This is a genomic window from Staphylococcus marylandisciuri (genome assembly GCF_025519785.1).
Classification (GTDB): domain Bacteria; phylum Bacillota; class Bacilli; order Staphylococcales; family Staphylococcaceae; genus Staphylococcus; species Staphylococcus marylandisciuri.
Genome location: NZ_JAOPKZ010000012.1, coordinates 78,631 through 100,468 on the forward strand (window position 1 = coordinate 78,631; position 21,838 = coordinate 100,468).

Sequence of the window (21,838 nt, forward strand, 5' to 3'; positions counted from 1 at the left end):
ATAATTCCTCCTTCATTAAATCCCGTATTATTTATTACATTCCCCACTTTTACTTACTTTAAAAGTCTTTAAAAATAATTTAAATGTAATAATTTTTAATTAGATGAATGTTTGTTCACATAGAATAACAATTTATAAGGTTGACCTTAAAATCTTTATACTTTAATATATGAATATATGTTCATATATTAAAAGGAGACGTTGACATGTGTGAATACATTCAAGATATTGAAGTACAAAAGTTAGAGCGAATTACTGAAATTTTTAAATCTCTAAGTGATGGCACACGCTTACGTATCTTACATTTGTTATTGCAACAAGAATGTAGTGTGGGACATATCTCTCATACATTGGAAATTAGTCAATCTAACGTTTCACATCAACTGCGGATATTGAAACAAGCACATCTCGTAAGAGCACGTAGAGACGGTCAATCTAAGATTTATCAAATTGACGACGATCATGTTAAGACACTGTTACAACAAGCATTAAATCACGTATCACATCATCAGGAGGGATAGTATGTCCGAACACGCACACCACCATCACTCTCACGTCCATACTAATAATAAAAAGGTCCTCATCTTTAGCTTTATTCTCATTAGTTGTTTCATGGTGATTGAAATTGCGGGCGGGATGATAGCACAGAGTTTAGCCCTAGTTTCTGACGGTATTCACATGTTGAGCGATGCTATCTCATTAGGGGTAGCTCTTGTAGCCTTCATATATGGAGAGAAACATCCGACCTTTCAAAATACATTTGGCTACCGCAGATTTGAAATACTCGCAGCTTTATTTAATGCGGTATTACTGATCGTCATTAGTATCTATATAGTGATAGAGGCTATACAGCGCTTTATACATCCTACTTCCGTGCATTCTAACCAAATGTTTATCATTAGCTTTATCGGATTGATTATTAATATCGTTATCGCAGCGATAATGTTTAAGGGAAGTGATACTTCTCATAACCTTAATATGAAGGGCGCCTTTCTACACGTGTTAGGTGACTTACTAGGTTCAGTTGGCGCTATGGTAGCGGCAGTAATCATATGGCTCTTAGGTTGGAATTGGGCCGACCCAGTGATGAGTATCATCATGTCATTAATTATTTTAAAGAGCGCTTGGACTGTAATGAAATCCTCCATTAATATACTTATGGAAGGTACTCCACACAATGTTAAACTCGAGCAAATTATTGCTGCTATCACTGAAGAGCGAGAGATAGAACAAGTACATGACTGGCACCTATGGAGTATTTCCAGTGACGTTAACGCCTTAAGTTGTCATGCTGTGGTATCTTCTAGCCTAACAATGTCAGAAGCTGAATTATTATTAAAGAAAATAGAACATAAACTTGAGCATTTAAATGTACAACATGTAACAATTCAACTTGAAACAGATAATCATGATCACGAAGAAGCCCTTTTCTGTTCTACTATGCATGGTACCACTTCAGCTGCTCATGCACACGAGCACTAGCACTTATAGATAATATCAGCTAGGTGGTTGAGACTGATAAGCAAGAATAGTTATAAAGGCACGTAACGATACATCGCTTATATAATTCTTTGACGTAGCGCGTATAATGTGATGAAATCAAAAAGGTGAAGTGCTTAAACTGTATTTCTAACTACGATTTATACAATCAATTATTATGCTATTACATTTTAAAATCCTCATTTATTTTAAAATGACAATTGTTTCTGGTATCGTGTTTATATCAGTAAAAAGGAGTGCTAAAGAGTTGTTTAATTTTCATAGATCAGCAATACGAAGTATCAAACCACAGAATCTTAAAGTGATAGGCTTGTCAGTTTTAAGTGCTATCATGATTTTAATTCTGCTTTTTGTTAGTAGTAAACTCATTGAAGAGGTTATGAGAAATGTCGAGATGACCATCATGCAAGCTCAAATCGGTGGCCAGAGTAATGGAATGGGTAATATAGTGATTATCTTAATTGCGGCATTTATACTCATTTCTCTCTTATGGATTTTAATAGGCTATCCTATTTTCTCCAGCTTGGTATATTATATTTCTAAATCTATGAAGGATGAAAGCGTAAAAATAAGAGATGTCTTCTCTTCTTTCGCAAAGGAAAGATACCCTAAAGCGGTATTAACTGGTTTGAGTGCTCTAATCATTTTCATTCTCCTCTTAATCATTCGAGGAGTAGTAAGTTTTTTATATGCTAAGTTAAGAAATGCAATCTTCTCACATATGACAAATTCATTACAATCATCAGATCATAGCCAAGGCTTCTTGATCACTATACAAATTACTGATAAAGTGATTGCATCTATCATTTCAACTGTGTTAATGCTATTCTTATTTATAATCATTATAAACCTCACTTATTCATTTGTTAGTGATGTTAAACGCAGTGCTGGTACAAATATTAAGAATGCCTTTAGAAATATTAAAAACGGGCACAAAACATGGTTCAAATTCTTTATTGGCTTATTGTTATTATGGTTAATCCCTATTATTCTGAACGATATAGTAGCACCATTATTAGGTATAGCGACTATGCATTCATCGCAGAAGTTAGCTTTAATCATTGGAAGTGCGTTAAATATTATCTCAATATTAATAGAATTAGTTCTTATTTATTTAACTTTACTAGCCGTTACGCATTATGCACACCGTCATGGTGAGAGACCTACTAAAGATTAATCTGATCTATAAACGCGTATCAAAATTTAACGCATGCAACACCTAAGAGATTATGGAACATCATCCGTCCCCTAAAAAGGCGGGAGCGGGACAGAAATCTTTTTATTCAAATTAGATTCTGTCCCGCTCCCGTTCTTTATTTATACAATAAACCCTGTTAAGATATCATTTAATAAATATCAATATATTAAATTAACGAGGGCTCTATATGTTTAGAAGGTTATCTTCTAAATAATGAGCTGCTCCATCTTCCTCATTAGTCTTTGAAGTTATATCCCTTGTTAAAGCTTGAACTTCAGGTCTTGCATTTTTCATTGCTATCGTATAGTGAGCGAATTCAAACATAGAACGGTCGTTATCACTATCACCTATTACTAAAGTTTCTTCTTGTTTAATATTAAAATAGTCAATCATTTCTGCAATAGCCGTCCCTTTATTCTTACCATATGCCATGGTCTCTGCATTAAAGCGCGAAGAGTTAGAAACTGAAATACCCAACGTCTTCTGTTCATTAATAAGGTCTGCTCTAAAACTTTCAATTCGCGATTGGTGTGAAGCAAATAAGTATATTTTAGCAAATTCAATATCTGGCAACTGAGACACCCATCGTACTTTATCTTTCAAAGCATCTTTACGTGATGTCCACTCGCTTGTGCTCACTCCCCCTCTAGGTTCATCTCCATCAATCATCGTAGTTATCCATGCTTTGTCAGTGGTTAATATCATACGATCCCCCTCAAACGGAAAAACTTCATAATATATATTATTTTCTTGTGCTCTTGTAACGATTTGATGAACCTTCTCAAGATTCAACGCATGTTTGAACACAACCGTTTGATTCACCTTACCCAGCGCCCCATTAGAACTGATGATACCGTCTACTGAGAAGTCAGAGGGTACTAAATACTTAATCTCATCATGCGAACGTCCTGTAGCTAGAAACACTTTATATCCCGTCTGTCTTAATTTATCTATAGTCTTAACCGTATAGTCGCTCGTTCTATTATTACTATGTAAGATGGTGCCATCCATATCTAAAAAGATTGCTTTCACGTTATCCATTCTGATTACCTCCCGCTTGTATTTATTTTATTATCTCACTTAGTTCTCATCACCTCAATGCAGTGATATAGACTAGCGACGGAAGTGGGAGGTCATAGTCACTAATAACCCATGATTAACCGCTATTAAAACATACTAGGATTAGCGGCTGGGACATAATGGTCTTTGACTAGAGAGAAAAAGGGAGCGGGACAGAAATCTTTTTATTCAAATTAGATTTCTGTCCTGCTCCCAATGATTTTAGAGCCCATCTTAAATTGTAAGTACATAGTATTTAAGTGTCTAACAGAAATTTAATTGTCTTTAATTTCTCATATTCACAAAATACATAGCTCAAGTGCTGACTTAGCAATATCAAGTATAACGTGCTCAACCGACCTTATATATTATTCTACTGTGACTGACTTCGCTAAATTACGTGGTTTATCTACATCTAAATCACGATGTAAAGCTGCGTAGTAAGCTATGAGTTGTGTTACAACCACAGAAACGAGTGGTGTTAATAACTCATGAACTTGAGGGATAACATACGTATCGCCATCTTTCTCTAGTCCTTCCATAGCTATGACACACGTGTTAGCTCCGCGCGCAGCAACTTCTTTAACATTTCCTCGAATTGAATTATTAACATTTTCTTGAGTTGCTAACGCAACGACAGGTGTCCCTTCTTCAATTAAAGCGATAGTGCCATGCTTTAATTCGCCACCAGCAAAGCCTTCAGCTTGAATGTAGGAAATTTCTTTTAACTTTAAAGCACCTTCTAAACTGACATTATAATCTATAGTGCGACCAATGAAGAAGGCATTACGCGTATCATCCATGAATTCTTTCGTGATCGCTTCCATCTTTTCCGCGTCATCTACAATAGCTTCAATGGCAGTCGTCACTTTAGCTAATTCTCTTAATAAGTCTACTTCAGCTTCTCTTCCATGTTCTTTAGCAACAATTTGTGAGAGTATAGATAGTACCGCTATCTGAGCTGTATAAGCTTTTGTAGAAGCTACAGCAATCTCAGGCCCTGCGTGAAGTAATAATGTATGATCTGCTTCACGTGACAATGTAGACCCAGACACATTCGTAACTGTTAACGATTTATGACCAAGCTTTTTAGTCTCTACTAATACAGCTCGACTATCTGCAGTCTCTCCAGACTGAGAAATATATATAAATAGTGGTTTTTCAGAAAGTAACGGCATATTGTATACAAATTCAGAGGCTACGTGTACTTCAGTAGGTACACCTGCCCACTTTTCTATAAACTCTTTACCTACTAATCCAGCATGATAACTTGTACCTGCCGCGATGATATAAATGCGATCTGCAGCAGCTACATCATTGATGATATCTTTATCCATTTTAAGGTTGCCTTGCTCATCTTGATATTCTTGGATAATACGACGCATAACTGCAGGTTGTTCGTGAATCTCTTTTAACATGTAGTGGTCATAAACACCTTTTTCAGCATCTGCAGCATCAATTTCAGCTGTATACGTCTCACGGTCTTGCTGATTTCCTTCAGCGTCTTTGATCACAACGCGATCGCGTTTAACAATAACAATTTCATGATCATGAATTTCTTTGTATTGGTTAGTAACAGGTAGCATCGCCAACGCATCAGAAGCGATGACATTGAAATCGTCTCCTACCCCAACAAGAAGTGGTGACTTGTTCTTAGCTACAAAGATAGTATCTTCATCTTCGCTATCAATTAGACCTAAGGCATAAGATCCTTCTAACATTGATACGACTTTCGTAAAGGCGTCTTCTGTCTTCAATCCTTCATTAGAGAAGTGCTCAATTAGTTGCACTACAATTTCTGTATCAGTTTCTGAAAGGAAGTTGATATCCGCTAAATATTCAGCTCTTAATTCTTCATAGTTTTCAATAACGCCATTATGTACTAAAGTGAAACGTCTTGACGCTGATTGATGAGGGTGCGCATTCTCATAATTTGGTACGCCGTGTGTCGCCCAACGCGTATGACCTATACCGAGCGTCCCATCAAAATCATTGCTGTCAGCTACTTCTCTTAAATCAGCTATTCTACCTTTTTCTTTAAACACTTTAGTTCCTTCGTCATTAGTTAACGCTATTCCAGCTGAATCATAGCCACGATATTCTAGTTTCTCCAAACCTTTCAGTAACAATTCTTTAGCATTATCATGCCCAATAAATCCCACAATTCCACACATACTTTATTCCTCCAATAATTTGTAACAGCAAATATACAGCTAGACGAATAAGAAGCACCTTAAAATAAGACATCGATTGTACTATCCATGCCTTTTCATATATATACGATGATACTCTTATAAGATACCGCTTCTTTAGCCATCGTCTAATCATCAATAGAGAGTGAGTAACTAAACTGTTACATAAATATTTATTGTTTGTGACTTGCTTATTAACTTTGTGCACCGAGTCACCTCAATGTTTTGCTTAATAAGCTTACGAATGAGCCACTTCATCCGGGATAGCATCCGCCGATAATTCGATAACTATCCTCCTCGTCTACAAATATTGACGACTTAACCTATTAAGATTTCTGTTCTTAAATCTTAAGTTATGGGCAAAGTTTCAATATTTGTACAGGCGCTTTGTATTATTTCTATTGCCTGTCCTCCTTTCTCATTACATTTTATTCTACATCTTTATAACTTGGTTTTGCAAACAATCGCATACACGTGCTACGAATATATTTAACCTTATTATCAATTGGTAAACATAATACTTTATTTCAAATTTGTCACTTTCAATCTGACAAATTCGCATCTAGTTCTTATTGTGTACCCTCTTGTTTACATTTTAAAATGAATTATATCCTATTTTTGAAAAAGAGGTGCAATTATGTCACAAACTCAACAACAAGAAAAGAAAGGTCTCGGCCGTCAAATTCAGTCATTTGGATCTTTCCTAAGCAGTATGATTATGCCTAATATCGGAGCATTTATTGCTTGGGGTTTTATTGCATCAATATTTATTCCAGGTGGTTGGTGGCCTAATAAGGAATTAGGAAGCTTATCGGATCCAATGATCAAATACCTCATTCCACTACTCATAGCTTTTAGCGGAGGACGACTGCTTCATGACATACGTGGTGGAATTATCGCAGCTGTGTCGACTATGGGAGTCATCGTTGCTCTTCCCAACACACCTATGCTTTTAGGCGCTATGATTATAGGCCCTCTCGTCGGTTGGCTCATGAAAAAGACTGACCAATTTATTCAATCTCGGACACCTCAAGGTTTCGAGATGTTGTTCAACAACTTCTCTGCTGGTATATTAGGCTTTATTATGACTATTATTAGCTTTGTAGTTATTGCGCCAATCATGAAGCTAATTATGCACATATTATCCGTACTTGTAGGTTCTTTGGTACACGCACATCTATTACCTATAGTCAGCATCATCGTTGAGCCAGCTAAGATCGTATTCTTAAACAATGCTATTAACCATGGCGTATTCACTCCTCTCGGTGCAGACCAATCAGCACAGGTAGGCAAATCGATTCTATATACTATTGAATCAAATCCAGGGCCTGGAATCGGAATTCTGATTGCTTACATGATCTTTGGTAAAGGCACGGCTAAAGCAACATCATATGGTGCTGGTATTATTCAATTCCTAGGTGGGATTCACGAAATATACTTCCCTTACGTTTTAATGCGCCCTTTACTTTTCATTGCTGTCATCTTAGGTGGTATGACTGGCGTAGCTACCTATTCTTTATTTGACTTTGGATTTAAAAGTCCAGCGTCTCCTGGTTCATTTTTAGTTTACATAGTAAACACCCCTAGAGGAGAATATTTACCGATGTTGTTAGGCGTATTACTTGCCGCCATCGTTTCATTTATAGTTGCATCGTTAATTATGCGTTTCACTAAAGAACCCAAGCAGAGCATTGAAGCTGCAACAGCACAAATGGAAGCTACTAAAGGTAAACAGTCAAGCGTATCTTCTCAAATTACGGGAAGTAAAGAAGAAACAGATAGTAACTCTGATAACTCCTCTTCTATTGAACATAATCAACTTTCAAATAAAGAAGATCTAGTTTCAGAATATGATACTGAATCAGTTGAAGCACATGACTATAGCCACATTAATCATGTCATCTTTGCTTGTGATGCCGGTATGGGTTCAAGTGCTATGGGCGCAAGTTTATTAAGAAATAAATTTAAAAAAGCTGGAATAGAAAATATCGAAGTAACTAATACGGCTATCAATCAATTGACTTCTGACGCTCAACTTATCATTACGCAGAAAAAGCTAACCGCTCGTGCTATTAAACAAGCACCTCAAGCTATTCATATATCTGTGGATAATTTCTTAAATTCCCCACGGTACGAGGAATTATTAGAACGCTTTAAGACAGAGAATTAAATTATTTTCTAAAAAGGGGGGACAGCAATGCTATTGAGTAAAAGAGAAAAAGATATTCTTAAAATCTTTCTAACCTACAACCATCAATTCATCACAATTTATGACATAGCACAATCACTAGCTGTATCCTCTCGAACGATTCATCGTGAACTCAAGCATTTAGAACATACTTTAGCTCCCTTAGGTATAGAACTAAAGCGTGTAACTCGTAAAGGTATCAAACTCAATGCTTCTGAATTTGCGATTAAACAACTTGAAACGCTGATTAGCGAGCAACAACCCTCTGAATTATCTAATGAAGAACAAAAGGTAATTATATTATATGCATTGATTCAAGCTACAGATCCTATAAAGCAATACAGTTTAGCCCATGAAATAGGAGTATCAACTCAAGCATTATCTAAGTTGCTCGACGAACTTGAACGCGATTTAAACACTTATGAGCTTACTTTACAGCGTAAACGTGGTTTAGGTCTTATTCTGAGTGGACCTGAATCAAAGAAACGTGAATTGCTTAGTTCATGGATGGTTAACAACTTAAGTAGTACCAGTGTCTATTCTGTCATTGAAAACCATTTCGTTTATCAATCGTTGACTCAAACACAATTAAATATGGTAGATATTGACAAAATATTTAAAATTGAGCGTATCCTCATGGATTATTTAGAACCGCTCCCATATACATTAATGGAAGCGAGTTACATTAACCTGACCATCCATATAGTACTAAGTGTTGACCGAATGCAGAAAGGAAACTATGTTGCTCTAAATGAAAGTATGTATAGTCAGGTTAAAGACACTAAGGAATTCAGCGTTGCTAAAGACATAGCTAAACATCTTGAAACCACATATAAAGTTAAATTTAATAAAGCAGAACTTACCTTTATTACTATTCATCTCCGAGGCGCTAAGCGTAAAGAAACTACTGAAGATAGCGATAGAGAGCTGCAGCATATTAACTCACTAATTGAATTAGTAGGAAAGTATACTGAGCAACGTTTTACAGAAGTTCATTCACTAGTGGAAGGTTTAAGACTACATCTCGTTCCTGCAATGAATAGATTAGAAGCAAACATCGAAACTTTTAATCCCCTGACAGATATGATTAAAAATAAATATCACCGACTTTTTACTAGCGTAAGGAAAGCAGTTCGTCAGTTATGGCCTGATTTTCACTTTCCAGATAGTGAGATAGCATTTATCGTCCTTCATTTTGGAGGCTCTATCCGCCAACAAGAAAATAATAAATTAAATATTTTAGTCGTCTGTAGTAGTGGCATCGGTACAAGCCGCCTATTATCTACGCGGTTGCAACAGGCTTTCCCTTTAATAATTAATACTGTTCAAAGCTCAGTAGGTGATCTTTCTCAACTAGATTTAAATCAATATGACGCAATTATTTCAACAGTTAATCTAGATATCAATCAACCTTACTTAACTGTTAACCCACTGTTACCACAACCTGACATTAAACAAGTAGCTCAGTTTCTTAATATAGACACTGCTACTCAGACTAGTGCCATAGCTAATCAACCCAAATTAGAGTTAGAGGCTCCCCTCGTCGAAACTGCTCTGGATAAGATTAAAAGTGGTTTATTATTAATAGAAAATAGTTATATTGAGCATGTAGATATAGCGGATTGGATTGAACACTTAACAAATGCACTCACTAACAAAGCCATGATTCAAGACCGAGAATCATTCGTTGAAGTGCTGAAAGGACGTCAGATGGAGCGAGGTTATACGCTAGATCCCTACCCTCTAGCTTTGCCTCATTTAAAACACAAGATGATCAAACAACCCGTGATGATTATCTCTATACTACAAACGCCTATCAAGCTTTCACCTCACAATGGTGTGCCGATTAAATATATAATCAGCATCTTTATACCCGATGATGACGCTTTAGCTCATATAATAAGTGAACTAACGAGTGAGCTATTTATTTATCTTGAAGACCTAGATTCTATGATGAAACAACCGGAGAAATTACTTAACATCTTAAAGCAAAAATATTTACTAATGTTAAAACAAACTTTAGATTCGGAGTGATACTATAATGAGTAAAATGTTTAGTAACGAAAATATTTATATTAATCAAACTATTAAAGATCAAAATGAAGCGATAGAAAAAGCAGGCCAAGTCCTTGTAAAGAGCGGTGCTGTTACACCTAACTACGTCGCTGCAATGAAGGAACGTGAACAACTCGTTTCTACGTTTATGGGTAATGGACTTGCTATCCCGCATGGTACCGATGAAGCTAAAAGTGAAGTCATCCACTCAGGTCTGTCTTTACTTCAAATTCCTGACGGTATAGATTGGAACGGTGAGACGGTTAAAGTAGTAGTTGGAATTGCAGGAAAAGACGGTGAACATTTAGACCTCTTATCTAAGATTGCAATTACCTTTAGTGAAGAAGAGAACGTGGATCGTATTGTGAACGCTCAATCTGCTGAAGAAATCAAACAAGTTTTTGAGGAGGCAGAAGCATAATGAAAGCATTACATTTTGGTGCTGGTAATATTGGCAGAGGATTTATCGGCTATATATTAGCTGACAATAACGTCAAAGTTACTTTCGCAGATGTAAACACTTCTATTATAGAAGCTTTAAAAGACCAACAGCAATATGATGTAATCTTAGCAGACGAAGCACAAACGACAACACGCGTGCATAATGTGAGTGCGATACACTCTGGAGAATCTTCCGAAGAATTGAAACAAGCAGTATTAGAAGCTGATTTGATAACTACTGCTGTAGGCGTTAATATATTGCCTATTATCGCTCAAACCTTCGCGCCCTATCTCAAAGAGAAACAAACGCCGGTCAACATTGTAGCTTGCGAGAATGCGCTGATGGCTACAAATAAACTGAAAGAAGCAATCTTAAATATAACGGGGCCCTTAGGTAATCACATCCACTTCTCAAATTCGGCTGTTGATCGCATTGTGCCTCAACAAACAAATACTCAGTTACTAGATGTTGTGGTCGAACCATTTTATGAATGGGTCATTGAGAAAGATACGTGGTATGGACGTGAATTGGATCATATTAAATATGTTGAAGATCTCGCCCCTTATATAGAGCGCAAACTTTTAACAGTAAATACTGGACATGCTTTCCTAGCATACGCTGGACGATTCTATAACAAACCAACTATCTTTGAAGCAGTGAACGATAGTGATATTTCTAATAAACTACGAAAAGTATTGGCAGAAACAAGCTCGTATATTACTAACCAATTTAATTTCTCTGAGGAACAACAAGCACAATATGTGGAACAAATCATAGAACGGTTCGAGAATCCTCATCTATCCGATGCTGTTACGCGTGTAGGACGTGGCACAATTCGTAAAATAGGCCCTCAAGATCGTATCATTAAACCTTTAAATTATTTATATAACAATAATTTACCTCATGATGGCCTACTTCAGGCAGCAGCACTGCTGTTAAAATACGATGACAGCAATGATGAAGAAACAGTAATGAAAAATAACTTTATAAAGGAAAACGGTGTAGCCGCTTTTCTTAAAAACTATGCACAAACAGATGATCAGTTAACTGGTGAAATTGTACGTGAATATAATGATCTAGGGAGCGGGACAGAAATCTAATTTGAACAAAAGGATTTCGTAGTCTCGCCCCGGCAAGGATGACTAGAATTGAAAAAAGCTTGATACAAGCGCATTTTCAAATCAGTCATCTACTGCCGAGATGTTGAAGGGAGCGGGACAGAAATCTAATTTGAATAAAAAGATTTCTGTCCCGCTCCCGCTTCATTATTTTCATAGCTTTAGAACAGCTCTATCCTAGTTTCACTTATAAGCTAATTATTCTAAGCCTTTAACAATTTCATCTATTTGTTTTTCAGTTGTTCTTACACCGCCAGAAGCTAAGTACCATAATTGTGCGTCTACATTAACCACGTTGTCGTCTTTAACTGCCTTTACATCTTTAATAACGTCATTAGATAACGCTTTCTTAGCAGTAGATTGACCACCGATTGCTTGACCTCTGTCCATAGCATAAATAATATCAGGATTTTTCTCATTAATATATTCATAACTTATCGGTTGACCATGATTGCTTGCTTTAACATTTTTATCCGCTGGAGTGACCCCTAACTCATCAAATATTAAGCTACCAAATCTAGAACTTGGGCCAAATGTAGATAATTCACCTTCGTTAACTAATAAGTACATTGCTTTACGTTTTGATTTTTCAGCTTTATCTTTAGCAGTTTTCACTTTGTTATCTAAATCACTATTTAATTCTTTCGCTTTGCTCTCTTTATCGAAAATCTTGCCTAAGTTAGTTGTGTTGTCTTTTACTGATTTCAAGTAGTTATGTTCATCAGCGCCAACATATAAGCGTGCTGCATCTGGGGCCGCTTTTTTCAATTCATCTTGTACTTTAGTTCCAGCTGTACGACCAGAGAATAAGATTAAGTCAGGTTTAATTTCTGCTATTTTATCATAGTTTACTTCTTTAACAGTACCAGTGTTTACAAAGTCATTACCTTTAAATGTATTTAAGAATTTTGGTAATGATGCACCGCCTTCACCTTTTGGCACACCTTTAACTGCATCTTTAGCACCTAATGCTTCAACGGTATCTAAAGCACCGTAGTCTAATACCACAACTTTTTTAGGGTTAACAGGTACTTTAACTTTTTCTTTCACAGTTTTTGAATCACTACCATCTTTCTTTTCACCACGCACTTGATATTTAGACTGAATTTCTACTGTTTTAGATTCACTCTTAGTATCGCCCTTTGATGATTTGTCGTCACTATTTGAATTAGATCCACATGCTACGAGTACAATAGATAATACTATAATTAATATAAAACTGAAAACTTTCTTCATCACCGTTGTCTCTCCTTAAATATTATGATTATAATGCCATTCGATCCCCCTATTGCCCTACATCTACAAACATCACCCCTTTCACTGTGTAGTCAATTAGTCTATACAACGCAAACTATTATTAATTGGTACTTCTGTAATGAATTTCATCATCATAATAGACACATATACGTTGGCCATTAATTTCTTGTATCTTAATTTCTAAGTCATAAATATGACGTAAAACGTGCTCGTTAATGACATCGTTTTTAAGACCAGCAACTGCAACTTTTCCCTCTTTAAGCGCGATAATTCTATCTGAATAGCATGAAGCAAAATTAATATCGTGAATAACAATTACAATTGTCTTGTTCATTTCTTTCACAAGTCTTCTTAATATTTTCATAATCTGAACGGAATGTTTCATATCTAAATTATTTAATGGCTCATCTAACAGAATATATTCTGTATCTTGAGCAATCGTCATCGCGATATATGCCCTCTGTCGTTGTCCACCAGATAACTCGCTTAAATATTTGTCTTGAATCTCAGTGAGTCCTAAATAATGGAGCGCCTGCTCAATCATAGCTTGATCGTCTTCTTTTAAGTTCCCTTTTGAATACGGAAACCTTCCAAAGCTAACGAGTTGTCTTACTGAAATCTTAAGTTCTGTATGATTAGATTGCTTTAATATAGCAAGCTTTTTAGCCATTTCATTACTTTTCAACGAAGCGATATCTTGATCGTCTAACATTATTGTACCGTTATCTTTATCTATTAAGCGGCTAACCATTGCTAAGACGGTACTTTTACCTGCTCCGTTTGGACCGATGATAGATGTGATTTCCCCTTTTTTAATTTCTATATCTACTTCATCAACAACTTTATGATGATATGTTTTTGTTAACCCTTCGACTTTAATCATGCTACGTTACGCTCCTTTAAGACTAGGAAAATAAAGTAAATGCCACCTATAAAGTTAATCATGATACTAATTTCTGTATTACCTTCAAACACATGCTCCACAACCCATTGGCCTACAAATAAACTTATCCAACTGATGAGTATAGTAGCCGGTAATAAATATTTATGTTCAAACTCTTTAATGAACACATGAGCTAAATTTACGACGAGTAAACCTAAAAATGTAATGGGTCCAACGAGCGCTGTTGAAATAGTGACAAGTAGTGCGACCATTACCATTAACCATCTGGTTACTTTTATATAATTCACACCTAGGTTAATAGCCTGATCTCTACCTAATGACAATACATCTAAATAATTTTTTATTTTAAAAGTAATGACTATCATAATTAACAAAGCGATACTTGATATGGTGAGTAAACCTTCGTTAATAGCATTAAAGCTTGCGAACATTGCACTTTGGACAGATAAGAATTCTTCAGGATCAATCATCATCTCTATGAAACTAGATAAACTGGAGAAGAATGTTCCGCAGACAATGCCGAGTAGTAATATGAAGAATACGTTTTGATCTTTCGACCTAAACAAGAGTTGAAATAAGAACAAACTAAATAAAATCATCCCTATCAATGTAATGAGAAAGTTAAAATAATTATTTAATACGACAGTCGATGTTGAACCAAATAAAAATATCAACGCTGTTTTAATAAACATATAAATCGCATCTAAACCGATGATAGAAGGTGTTAAAATTCTATTATTAGTAATGGTTTGAAAAATGACTGTTGACACAGCAATACTACCACCGACTAATAGCATTGCGATGGCTTTTCTAACTCCGCCTATCAATTGATAAGTCAATATATTAGGATTAATGTTATAAAATAAATAGAATGCCATGACTAATAGCGTTAATACGGATAAAAGGATTAATTTATGAGTAGGAGTTAGTTTATAGCGCATTGCGTGAACGTCCTTTCATCAGTAATACTATGAAAATAAAACTTCCAATAACCCCAATTGTTAAACCAATTGTAATTTCATAAGGGAATATAATTAACCTTCCAATCACATCACAAATCATGACAAATAACGCACCAAGTACTGCTGTATGAGGTAGAGCATTTTTCAAATGATCTCCTTTAAATATTGAGACTAAATTGGGCACAATCAAACCTAAGAAGGGCATCATACCCACAGTTACTATAACGAGTGCCGTAATCATTGCTACAATGATAAGACCGATATTGACGACTTTATGATAGTTAAGTCCTAAATTTATACTGAAATCTTTACCCATACCAGCAATGGTAAATTGGTTCGCAAATATGAAAGCTAGAACCAATAACGGAATACTAATATAGAGAATTTCATACCTACCACTTGTTATGATTGAGAAATTACCTTGCATAAAGTTACCAATGCTTTGTACTGCATTGGTACGCAATGCAACAAAAGCAGAGAAACTCGACACGATGTTTCCGAGCATAATGCCAACTAACGGTATGAAAATGACATCTTTGAACTGAATTCGACGGAGGATTTGCATGAATAGCATTGTTCCAAATAAACTGACTAGCGTGGCAAATAATAATTTAAGTAGTATATTGGCTTCTGGAAAAGCGATAAGTGAAATTAATATACCTAATCTCGCCCAATCCATAGTCCCTGCGGTTGTAGGAGAAACAAATTTATTCCTAGTTAACTGTTGCATTAGCAATCCACAAATAGCTAATGAACTACCTGAAATAACAATGCTGACTGTTCTTGGAATTCTGCTCGATACTAAAATATTCTTCTGTTCGGCGGTCAAATTAAATATCTGTAATGGTTTCACTTCCGAGACACCAATAAATATAGAGAAGAACGTTGCAATCACTAGTAGAATAATCAAAACTTCCATACGCATTAAAAATCTTCCCATTTCGCACCCTACTTCTCTTTATTTGATAATGATTATCATTATCTCTATTGTAATGAAGAGTTTGATAAAATGCAATGCTATTTATAAAAGGTATCAAGACAAATAGTCTATTTTACAATTCATTTCCTCAAGCATTAACGCTTTACAAAAATTTTTAGCACTTTTCTATTTTTCATAAGTTAATTAGTTAATTCTGCCTCTTCTTAACTAAATGAGCTTTAAAATTACAACTAGGTCATATTTACACTCTTTTCTTATGGCAGAATGGTAGAAGTTTTATAAAAGATAGCAAACGTATGATGTGACTATCATAGAACTAAACAGTTAGTCACAGATCAACTAGACGTTACAAATTTATCCAATTTGTATGAAGAAATCCTCAAGGCTTTTGTTCCGACCTCTAAAAGACTTCAAATAAAAAACAGTGAAAATTCAATTTTACAAAAGAATTCTCACTGTTTTTCGACTTTCTAGAACTTGACTGTCCTAGTCGTTATAGTTGTTGAGATATTTGATAAATTTATAATCCCATATGTTCTTCTACTACACGCGCAATACGTTGTGCATATTCCTCAGCTTTCTCATCTGTTGTTGCTTCAACCATCACGCGTACAAGTGGCTCTGTGCCGGAAGGACGAACGAGTATGCGCCCTTCTCCATTCATATCTACTTCTACTTTAGTCATCTCTTCTTGAACTGCAACATTTTCTTCTACATGATATTTATCGGAAACTTTAACATTGACTAGAGATTGTGGATATTTTTTCATTTGAGAAGCTAATTCGCTTAACTTTTTACCAGTAAGCTTAATCACTGAAGCAAGTTGAACGCCAGTCAGCAAACCGTCACCCGTAGTGTTGTAATCCATCATGACAATATGACCAGATTGCTCTCCACCTAAATTATAATCGCCTCTACGCATTTCCTCTACGACATAGCGATCACCGACTTTAGTTTTGTTTGATTGGATGCCCTCAGCTTCTAAAGCTTTGTAGAAACCAAGATTACTCATGACTGTAGAAACAATCATGTTATTATTTAATTCTTGATTTTTTGCCATTTCTTGACCAATGATAAACATGATTTGGTCACCATCTACGATATTCCCTTTTTCATCTACAGCGATAAGTCTGTCACCATCACCATCAAAAGCTAGACCGAAATCACACTCTTTTTCAACTACTGTCTCAGCGAGCGCCTCCGGATGGGTAGAACCAACTCCAGCGTTAATGTTGTAACCGTCTGGGTTGCAGCCAACTGTTACAGTGTCAGCTTCTAAATCGCCAAATAAAAATGGTGCAAGGGAGGACGTTGATCCATTTGCTCCGTCTAAAGCAATAGTCATACCTTCAAAGTCTACATCGACAGTAGATTTTAAATAACTTAGATACTTCTGAGACCCTTCGAAGTAATCTGAATAATGGACGATATCTTCACCTACAGGACGTGGAATATCGGGATCTTCTTGATTTAATAACGCTTCTATTTCCTCTTCTTGTGCATCGGATAACTTAAAACCGTCAGACCCAAAGAACTTGATCCCATTGTCTTCTACTGGGTTGTGAGAAGCAGATATCATAACGCCTAATTCTGCTTCCATCTCTTTAGTTAAATAAGCTACTCCCGGTGTAGAAATTACGCCTAAACGCATAACCTCTGCTCCAATAGAGACAAGTCCTGCAATAAGCGCTGACTCTAACATTTCGCCTGATACACGCGTATCACGCCCTACGAGAATTCTTGGATGCTTTTTATCTTCATTATGAGCGAGTACGTAACCGCCATAGCGACCTAATTTAAAGGCGAGTTCAGGTGTTAAATCTCGGTTTGCCACCCCTCTTACGCCATCTGTTCCAAAATACTTAGCCATAACCTTTATCTCCTTTTAGCGATTAATTTATTTAATAGAAATTTCTGCTTTTGTGTTTTTTGGTTCTGCTTTTGTTACTTCATCAGGTAACTTTAAGTTGACCTCTTTATCTGTCGTTTCGCTTGCGTCATCAACGTGAATCTCACCTGTTATTTCGTTGATGTCTTTTAAATCATCCTTATTCCCATAAATTTCAACTGTATCTTGATTAAGATTAACCTTATCTACCTTACGATGTTTGGCTACCTTGCCTACAATCTTAGGGTTGATTTTCACTTTTTTACTGTAAGGTGCTAATTTTGTAGTCAAATTTACTTCTTTAGGTTGTATTGCTACATCTAACTTATTCAATTTATTATCGAATGCAGTAATGTTGGCCACGTCAGTCGTATCGTCAGATAGTTGAGACGTATCTTTATATGTGGCCTTTAAATATGCTACTTTACGTAATTGTTTCTCTCCACCTGTGACTTTCACAGTCTGTGGAGACACAGATTGTTGACTAATCTTGTAGTCAGCATCTACATTATCTTCACTCACATCTGGTTCAACTTTCATCTTCTTACTGACTTTTTGTTCAAGATTAACACTGGCCTCTTTCGGTTTAACTTCATAGTCCAAATTATCATCTAAACCTTTTATTTCAAAATCTGCTGAATGCTGTCCTGCCTTTTCGCCAGTTAAATCGAGTATGGCTTTAATATCATCGTTTTTCTGAGCTTTGATAATTTGTGAGCGCGAACCAGTTAATTCCACATTAACTGTCTCAGGGGCGCCACTAGCGAATAAATCTTTATGATTATATTTTATCTCTACAGGCACATCATTTAAAGTCTCTGTAGAGTTCTGCCCGAATTTATCTGCATCAAACATATTACCGAATACATTGTTTACAGAAAGGAAGAATAATATAGCTAAGGCGAGTGCTATAAGTCTTAATCCCCATTTATTCTCTAACATCTATTTCACACCTTTCTCTTGAAAGTGTGTGCCAAACCAATGTTCAGCTAGTAATTCTTCGAAAGCATCCGTAGAAATATCTTTGCGGAGCTTTCCATCGAACGTCACAGAGATTGAACCTGTTTCCTCAGATACCACTGCTGTAAAAGCATCTGATACTTCGGATATCCCTACAGCTGCTCTATGACGTGTACCTAAACTTTTAGCAATTTTAGCACTATCTGATAAAGGTAAATAAGATGCAGCACTAGCAATTTTACTTCCTTGAATGATCATAGCACCGTCATGCAAAGGTGTGTTAGGTATAAATACATTAGTCAATAACTCTTGCGATATATCTGAATCTAACGGGATCCCAGTTTCTATGTAATCCTGTAGTCCTGTCTCCTTTTCGAAAACGATTAACGCTCCTATACGACGTTTAGCCATGTACTGAATAGCTTTAGATACAGCTTCAATCAGCTTATCTTCGTTACTATTTAAATTACTTGAGTATCGTTTAAATAAACTACCTCTACCTAGTTGCTCTAATGCACGTCTAATTTCCGGCTGGAATATCACAATGAGTGCAAGGACACCCCATTGTATAACTAGATCAAATAGATGAGATGTAGCTGTTAGGTTTAACATTTTACTGACTTGTTGCCCTATGACAATGACAACAATCCCTTTTAATAACTGTATGGCTTTCGTCCCTTTAAATACTGTGATGACTAAATAGAGGACATACCATACAATGAGTAAATCGAGAACACCAGTAATAACGTTTATTGTATTCCAATGATAAAAAAAGTTGGCTAACTCCATAACATCTCCTCCGGTAACATGTTCCCATGCTATATATTATACCAACCAAATGAATAACTGTCATACTTTCGATAAAAAAGAATAAGCAAATTAAGGCAAAAGGAGCGGGACAGAAATCTCATTTGAATGAAAGGATTTCGGAGTCCCGCTCCCTTTCTCTCTAGTCAAAGACCTTGATGTCCCAGTCTCAATAATGATAAGAAAAATAGTAATGCACTAAAGGAATATTAATCTCTCTTTACTATATCTACAATTAAAAAAACGGCCAGTGATCTCTATCACTAACCGTTAAAATCATAGTCCCATAAAAGAATATATATATTCACCATGCTATTTTTTAACTTACAGTAAAGTCTCACCAAAGAAACTACCTAGTAAACCAACTGCTTGCTCAGCAGTCGTGTTACGGTAATCAATGAGTGGGTTAACTTCCACTAAATCCATTGAGGTAATTAAATCAGCTTCATGTAATAGTTCTAATGCGAAATGACTTTCTCGATATGTCAATCCACCTAACACACGAGTTCCTGTTCCAGGAGTTTCAGCTGGATCTAAACCATCGACATCTAAGGAAAGATGTACGCCATCAGTTTTATCTTTCAAGTATGCCACTGTTTCCTCAATAACTTGTTGGATACCATAACGATCAATATCTGCCATAGTATAAGTTTTAATATTATGCTTTTTAATAAATTGTTTTTCACCTTCGTCTAAATCTCTTACGCCAATCAAAACAATGTTTTCAGCTTTCACTTTAGGTTGTTGATCAGTGAGGCTAACGAGTTCTTCGTCACCTTCTCCCATCAATACTCTTAAAGGCATTCCATGTACATTACCTGACGGAGACTCCTCAGGAACATTTAAATCAGCATGAGCGTCATACCATATAACGCCTAAGTTATCATAATTACGGATGACTCCTGATAATGAACCGATTGCAAGTGAATGGTCACCGCCAAGGATTAAAGGGAAGCGAGCAGAATTTACGCTTTGAGATACAGCTTCACTTAGTTGTTTAGAAAAAGTAATGATCTCATTCTTATTTCTTAACCCTTGTTGTTCAGAATTGTATTTTTCGACATCAATACGTGGTGCCTCGACATTTCCTTTGTCTTCAACATCTAAACCTAGATTTTTCAATCGATCAACTACACCTGCATAGCGAATTGCATTTGGACCAAGATCTACCCCTAATTTCTTCTGTCCAAAAGCTGTAGGTGCTCCTATAATATCGATATTTTTATTCATAGTTCATAACCCCTTTATTTAAGCTAAACTAAAATGATTAGTTCTGTACGTATTTTTCAGTATTATGTAACTGTCACGTTCATACTAATCATAACAAAATGTAGTTTCATGTCAATAACAGTTCGAGACATGTAAACGCCTTTAGTATTCATTATGATTTGTGGTTATATGCGTTTTATGTATTCTATGAAGCAATCAAAATTGAATAAGAGCTCGTTCCTACACTGCGCTAAATTGCTATAACTGTAAGGTAATCTTTACTTTATTTAGACTTATTATTGAGGGGGGTATAAAGCCTCTATGATCTTAGAACTGGTGGACAACGTCCTAAAAGTAGGATTGTTGACAGAAACGCTCATAATTCGGGAGCGGGGCAGAAATCTAATTTGACTAAAAAGATTTCGTACTCCCCCCGGCAAGGATGACTAGAATTGAAAAAGCTTGATACAAGCGCATTTTCAAATCAGTCATCTACTGCCAAGATGCTAAAAGGGTCTGGGACATTACATTATGTCCCAGCCTCTTTCTCTCTAGTTAAAGACCTTTATCTCCCAGCCTCATATCCCGGTTCTCCTCCAAACCTTAACGCTTCTGTCTCGACATCTTTCTGTTAGCATTAGTTCTTCTAAAAGAAAAATTTAAAAAAAGCACCCTCTAAATAGAGCGTGCATTAAATGAGCCATAGAGGATTCGAACCTCTGACCCTCTGATTAAAAGTCAGATGCTCTACCAACTGAGCTAATGGCTCATGGCTGGGCTAGCTGGATTCGAACCAGCGCGTGACGGAGTCAAAGTCCGTTGCCTTACCGCTTGGCTATAGCCCATTAATAATGGTGGAGGGGGACAGATTCGAACTGCCGAACCCGAAGGAGCGGATTTACAGTCCGCCGCGTTTGGCCAACTTCGCTACCCCTCCATATTTAATTAAGATGGTGGAGGATGACGGGATCGAACCGCCGACCTCCTGCTTGTAAGGCAGATGCTCTCCCAGCTGAGCTAATCCTCCATCAAAATGACCCCGACGGGACTCGAACCCGTGTTACTGCCGTGAAAGGGCAGTGTCTTAACCGCTTGACCACGGGGCCATATGGCTCCACAGGTAGGATTCGAACCTACGACCGATCGGTTAACAGCCGAT

The 21,838-nt window shown here is 36.4% G+C and carries 17 protein-coding genes and 5 tRNA genes; 7 read left to right on the forward strand and 15 right to left on the reverse strand.

Annotated features, from left to right (window positions below; translation table 11 throughout):
* The first annotated feature begins 206 nt into the window (after nucleotides 1-206).
* The 3 genes from N9R04_RS08100 (at nucleotide 207) to N9R04_RS08110 (ending at nucleotide 2,677) form a co-directional block, all read left to right on the forward strand.
* The gene (locus N9R04_RS08100) at nucleotides 207-521 is read left to right on the forward strand and encodes an ArsR/SmtB family transcription factor (protein ID WP_262856254.1); all 315 of its coding nucleotides are present in this window, start codon (nucleotides 207-209) and stop codon (nucleotides 519-521) included.
* Nucleotide 522: 1 nt separating this feature from the next.
* A complete protein-coding gene (locus N9R04_RS08105; RefSeq protein WP_262856255.1) occupies nucleotides 523-1,482 on the forward strand; it encodes a cation diffusion facilitator family transporter in 960 nt (319 codons plus the stop codon).
* Nucleotides 1,483-1,747: 265 nt separating this feature from the next.
* A complete protein-coding gene (locus tag N9R04_RS08110; RefSeq protein ID WP_262856256.1) occupies nucleotides 1,748-2,677 on the forward strand; it encodes a hypothetical protein in 930 nt (309 codons plus the stop codon).
* Between the two features lie 204 nt (nucleotides 2,678-2,881).
* On the opposite strand, the gene N9R04_RS08115 is transcribed toward N9R04_RS08110, so the two are convergent.
* Nucleotides 2,882-3,739, reverse strand: a complete 858-nt coding sequence (locus N9R04_RS08115; protein WP_262856257.1) for an HAD family hydrolase — start codon at nucleotides 3,737-3,739, stop codon at nucleotides 2,882-2,884.
* 386 nt (nucleotides 3,740-4,125) lie between these two features.
* Nucleotides 4,126-5,931: a glutamine--fructose-6-phosphate transaminase (isomerizing) gene (glmS, locus tag N9R04_RS08120; protein ID WP_262856258.1), complete on the reverse strand. Its 1,806-nt coding sequence runs from the start codon at nucleotides 5,929-5,931 to the stop codon at nucleotides 4,126-4,128.
* Between the two features lie 655 nt (nucleotides 5,932-6,586).
* Here glmS and N9R04_RS08125 point away from each other — a divergent pair.
* From N9R04_RS08125 to N9R04_RS08140, 4 genes are read left to right on the forward strand one after another with little or no spacing between them, the layout of a single operon-like run.
* Entirely contained in the window at nucleotides 6,587-8,119 is a 1,533-nt protein-coding gene (locus N9R04_RS08125) for a PTS mannitol transporter subunit IIBC (protein ID WP_262856259.1), read from the forward strand.
* A gap of 27 nt (nucleotides 8,120-8,146) precedes the next feature.
* Nucleotides 8,147-10,171, forward strand: a complete 2,025-nt coding sequence (locus tag N9R04_RS08130; RefSeq protein ID WP_262856260.1) for a BglG family transcription antiterminator — start codon at nucleotides 8,147-8,149, stop codon at nucleotides 10,169-10,171.
* Nucleotides 10,172-10,178: 7 nt separating this feature from the next.
* A complete protein-coding gene (locus N9R04_RS08135) occupies nucleotides 10,179-10,613 on the forward strand; it encodes a PTS mannitol transporter subunit IIA (protein WP_262856261.1) in 435 nt (144 codons plus the stop codon).
* A complete protein-coding gene (locus N9R04_RS08140) occupies nucleotides 10,613-11,734 on the forward strand; it encodes a mannitol-1-phosphate 5-dehydrogenase (protein WP_262856262.1) in 1,122 nt (373 codons plus the stop codon). The genes N9R04_RS08135 and N9R04_RS08140 overlap by 1 nt, the downstream gene beginning before the upstream one ends.
* Before the next feature lie 216 nt (nucleotides 11,735-11,950).
* Here N9R04_RS08140 and N9R04_RS08145 read toward each other — a convergent pair whose 3' ends face one another.
* The 13 genes from N9R04_RS08145 to N9R04_RS08205 form a co-directional block, all read right to left on the reverse strand.
* Complete coding sequence (locus tag N9R04_RS08145; RefSeq protein WP_262856263.1) at nucleotides 11,951-12,988, reverse strand: ferrated catecholamine ABC transporter substrate-binding lipoprotein SstD; 1,038 nt, start codon at nucleotides 12,986-12,988, stop codon at nucleotides 11,951-11,953.
* Between the two features lie 121 nt (nucleotides 12,989-13,109).
* Nucleotides 13,110-13,892, reverse strand: coding sequence for an iron ABC transporter ATP-binding protein (locus tag N9R04_RS08150; RefSeq protein WP_262856264.1), 783 nt, complete (start codon nucleotides 13,890-13,892; stop codon nucleotides 13,110-13,112).
* Nucleotides 13,889-14,854 (reverse strand): iron chelate uptake ABC transporter family permease subunit, encoded by a 966-nt coding sequence (locus N9R04_RS08155; protein WP_262856265.1) that lies wholly within the window; start codon nucleotides 14,852-14,854, stop codon nucleotides 13,889-13,891. Before N9R04_RS08155 ends, N9R04_RS08150 begins: the two co-directional genes overlap by 4 nt.
* Nucleotides 14,844-15,815, reverse strand: coding sequence for an ABC transporter permease (locus N9R04_RS08160; protein WP_306439853.1), 972 nt, complete (start codon nucleotides 15,813-15,815; stop codon nucleotides 14,844-14,846). The genes N9R04_RS08155 and N9R04_RS08160 overlap by 11 nt, the downstream gene beginning before the upstream one ends.
* 520 nt (nucleotides 15,816-16,335) lie before the next feature.
* Complete coding sequence (gene glmM, locus N9R04_RS08165) at nucleotides 16,336-17,685, reverse strand: phosphoglucosamine mutase (RefSeq protein WP_262856266.1); 1,350 nt, start codon at nucleotides 17,683-17,685, stop codon at nucleotides 16,336-16,338.
* 27 nt (nucleotides 17,686-17,712) lie between these two features.
* Nucleotides 17,713-18,645 carry a CdaR family protein gene (locus N9R04_RS08170; RefSeq protein WP_262856267.1) on the reverse strand — a complete coding sequence of 311 codons (933 nt, stop codon included), beginning with the start codon at nucleotides 18,643-18,645 and terminating at the stop codon, nucleotides 17,713-17,715.
* A complete protein-coding gene (gene cdaA, locus N9R04_RS08175) occupies nucleotides 18,646-19,452 on the reverse strand; it encodes a diadenylate cyclase CdaA (RefSeq protein WP_262856268.1) in 807 nt (268 codons plus the stop codon).
* Between the two features lie 342 nt (nucleotides 19,453-19,794).
* On the reverse strand, nucleotides 19,795-20,700 hold the full coding sequence (gene rocF, locus N9R04_RS08180; protein ID WP_262856269.1) for an arginase: 906 nt from the start codon (nucleotides 20,698-20,700) through the stop codon (nucleotides 19,795-19,797).
* A 675-nt stretch (nucleotides 20,701-21,375) separates the two neighbouring features.
* A tRNA-Lys gene (locus tag N9R04_RS08185) sits at nucleotides 21,376-21,448 on the reverse strand.
* Nucleotide 21,449: 1 nt separating this feature from the next.
* Nucleotides 21,450-21,524 (reverse strand) — tRNA-Gln (locus N9R04_RS08190).
* A gap of 7 nt (nucleotides 21,525-21,531) precedes the next feature.
* Nucleotides 21,532-21,616, reverse strand: a tRNA-Tyr gene (locus tag N9R04_RS08195).
* Between the two features lie 14 nt (nucleotides 21,617-21,630).
* Nucleotides 21,631-21,706: transfer RNA gene (locus N9R04_RS08200), tRNA-Val, on the reverse strand.
* 7 nt (nucleotides 21,707-21,713) lie between these two features.
* Nucleotides 21,714-21,785, reverse strand: a tRNA-Glu gene (locus tag N9R04_RS08205).
* Nucleotides 21,786-21,838: the final 53 nt, after the last annotated feature.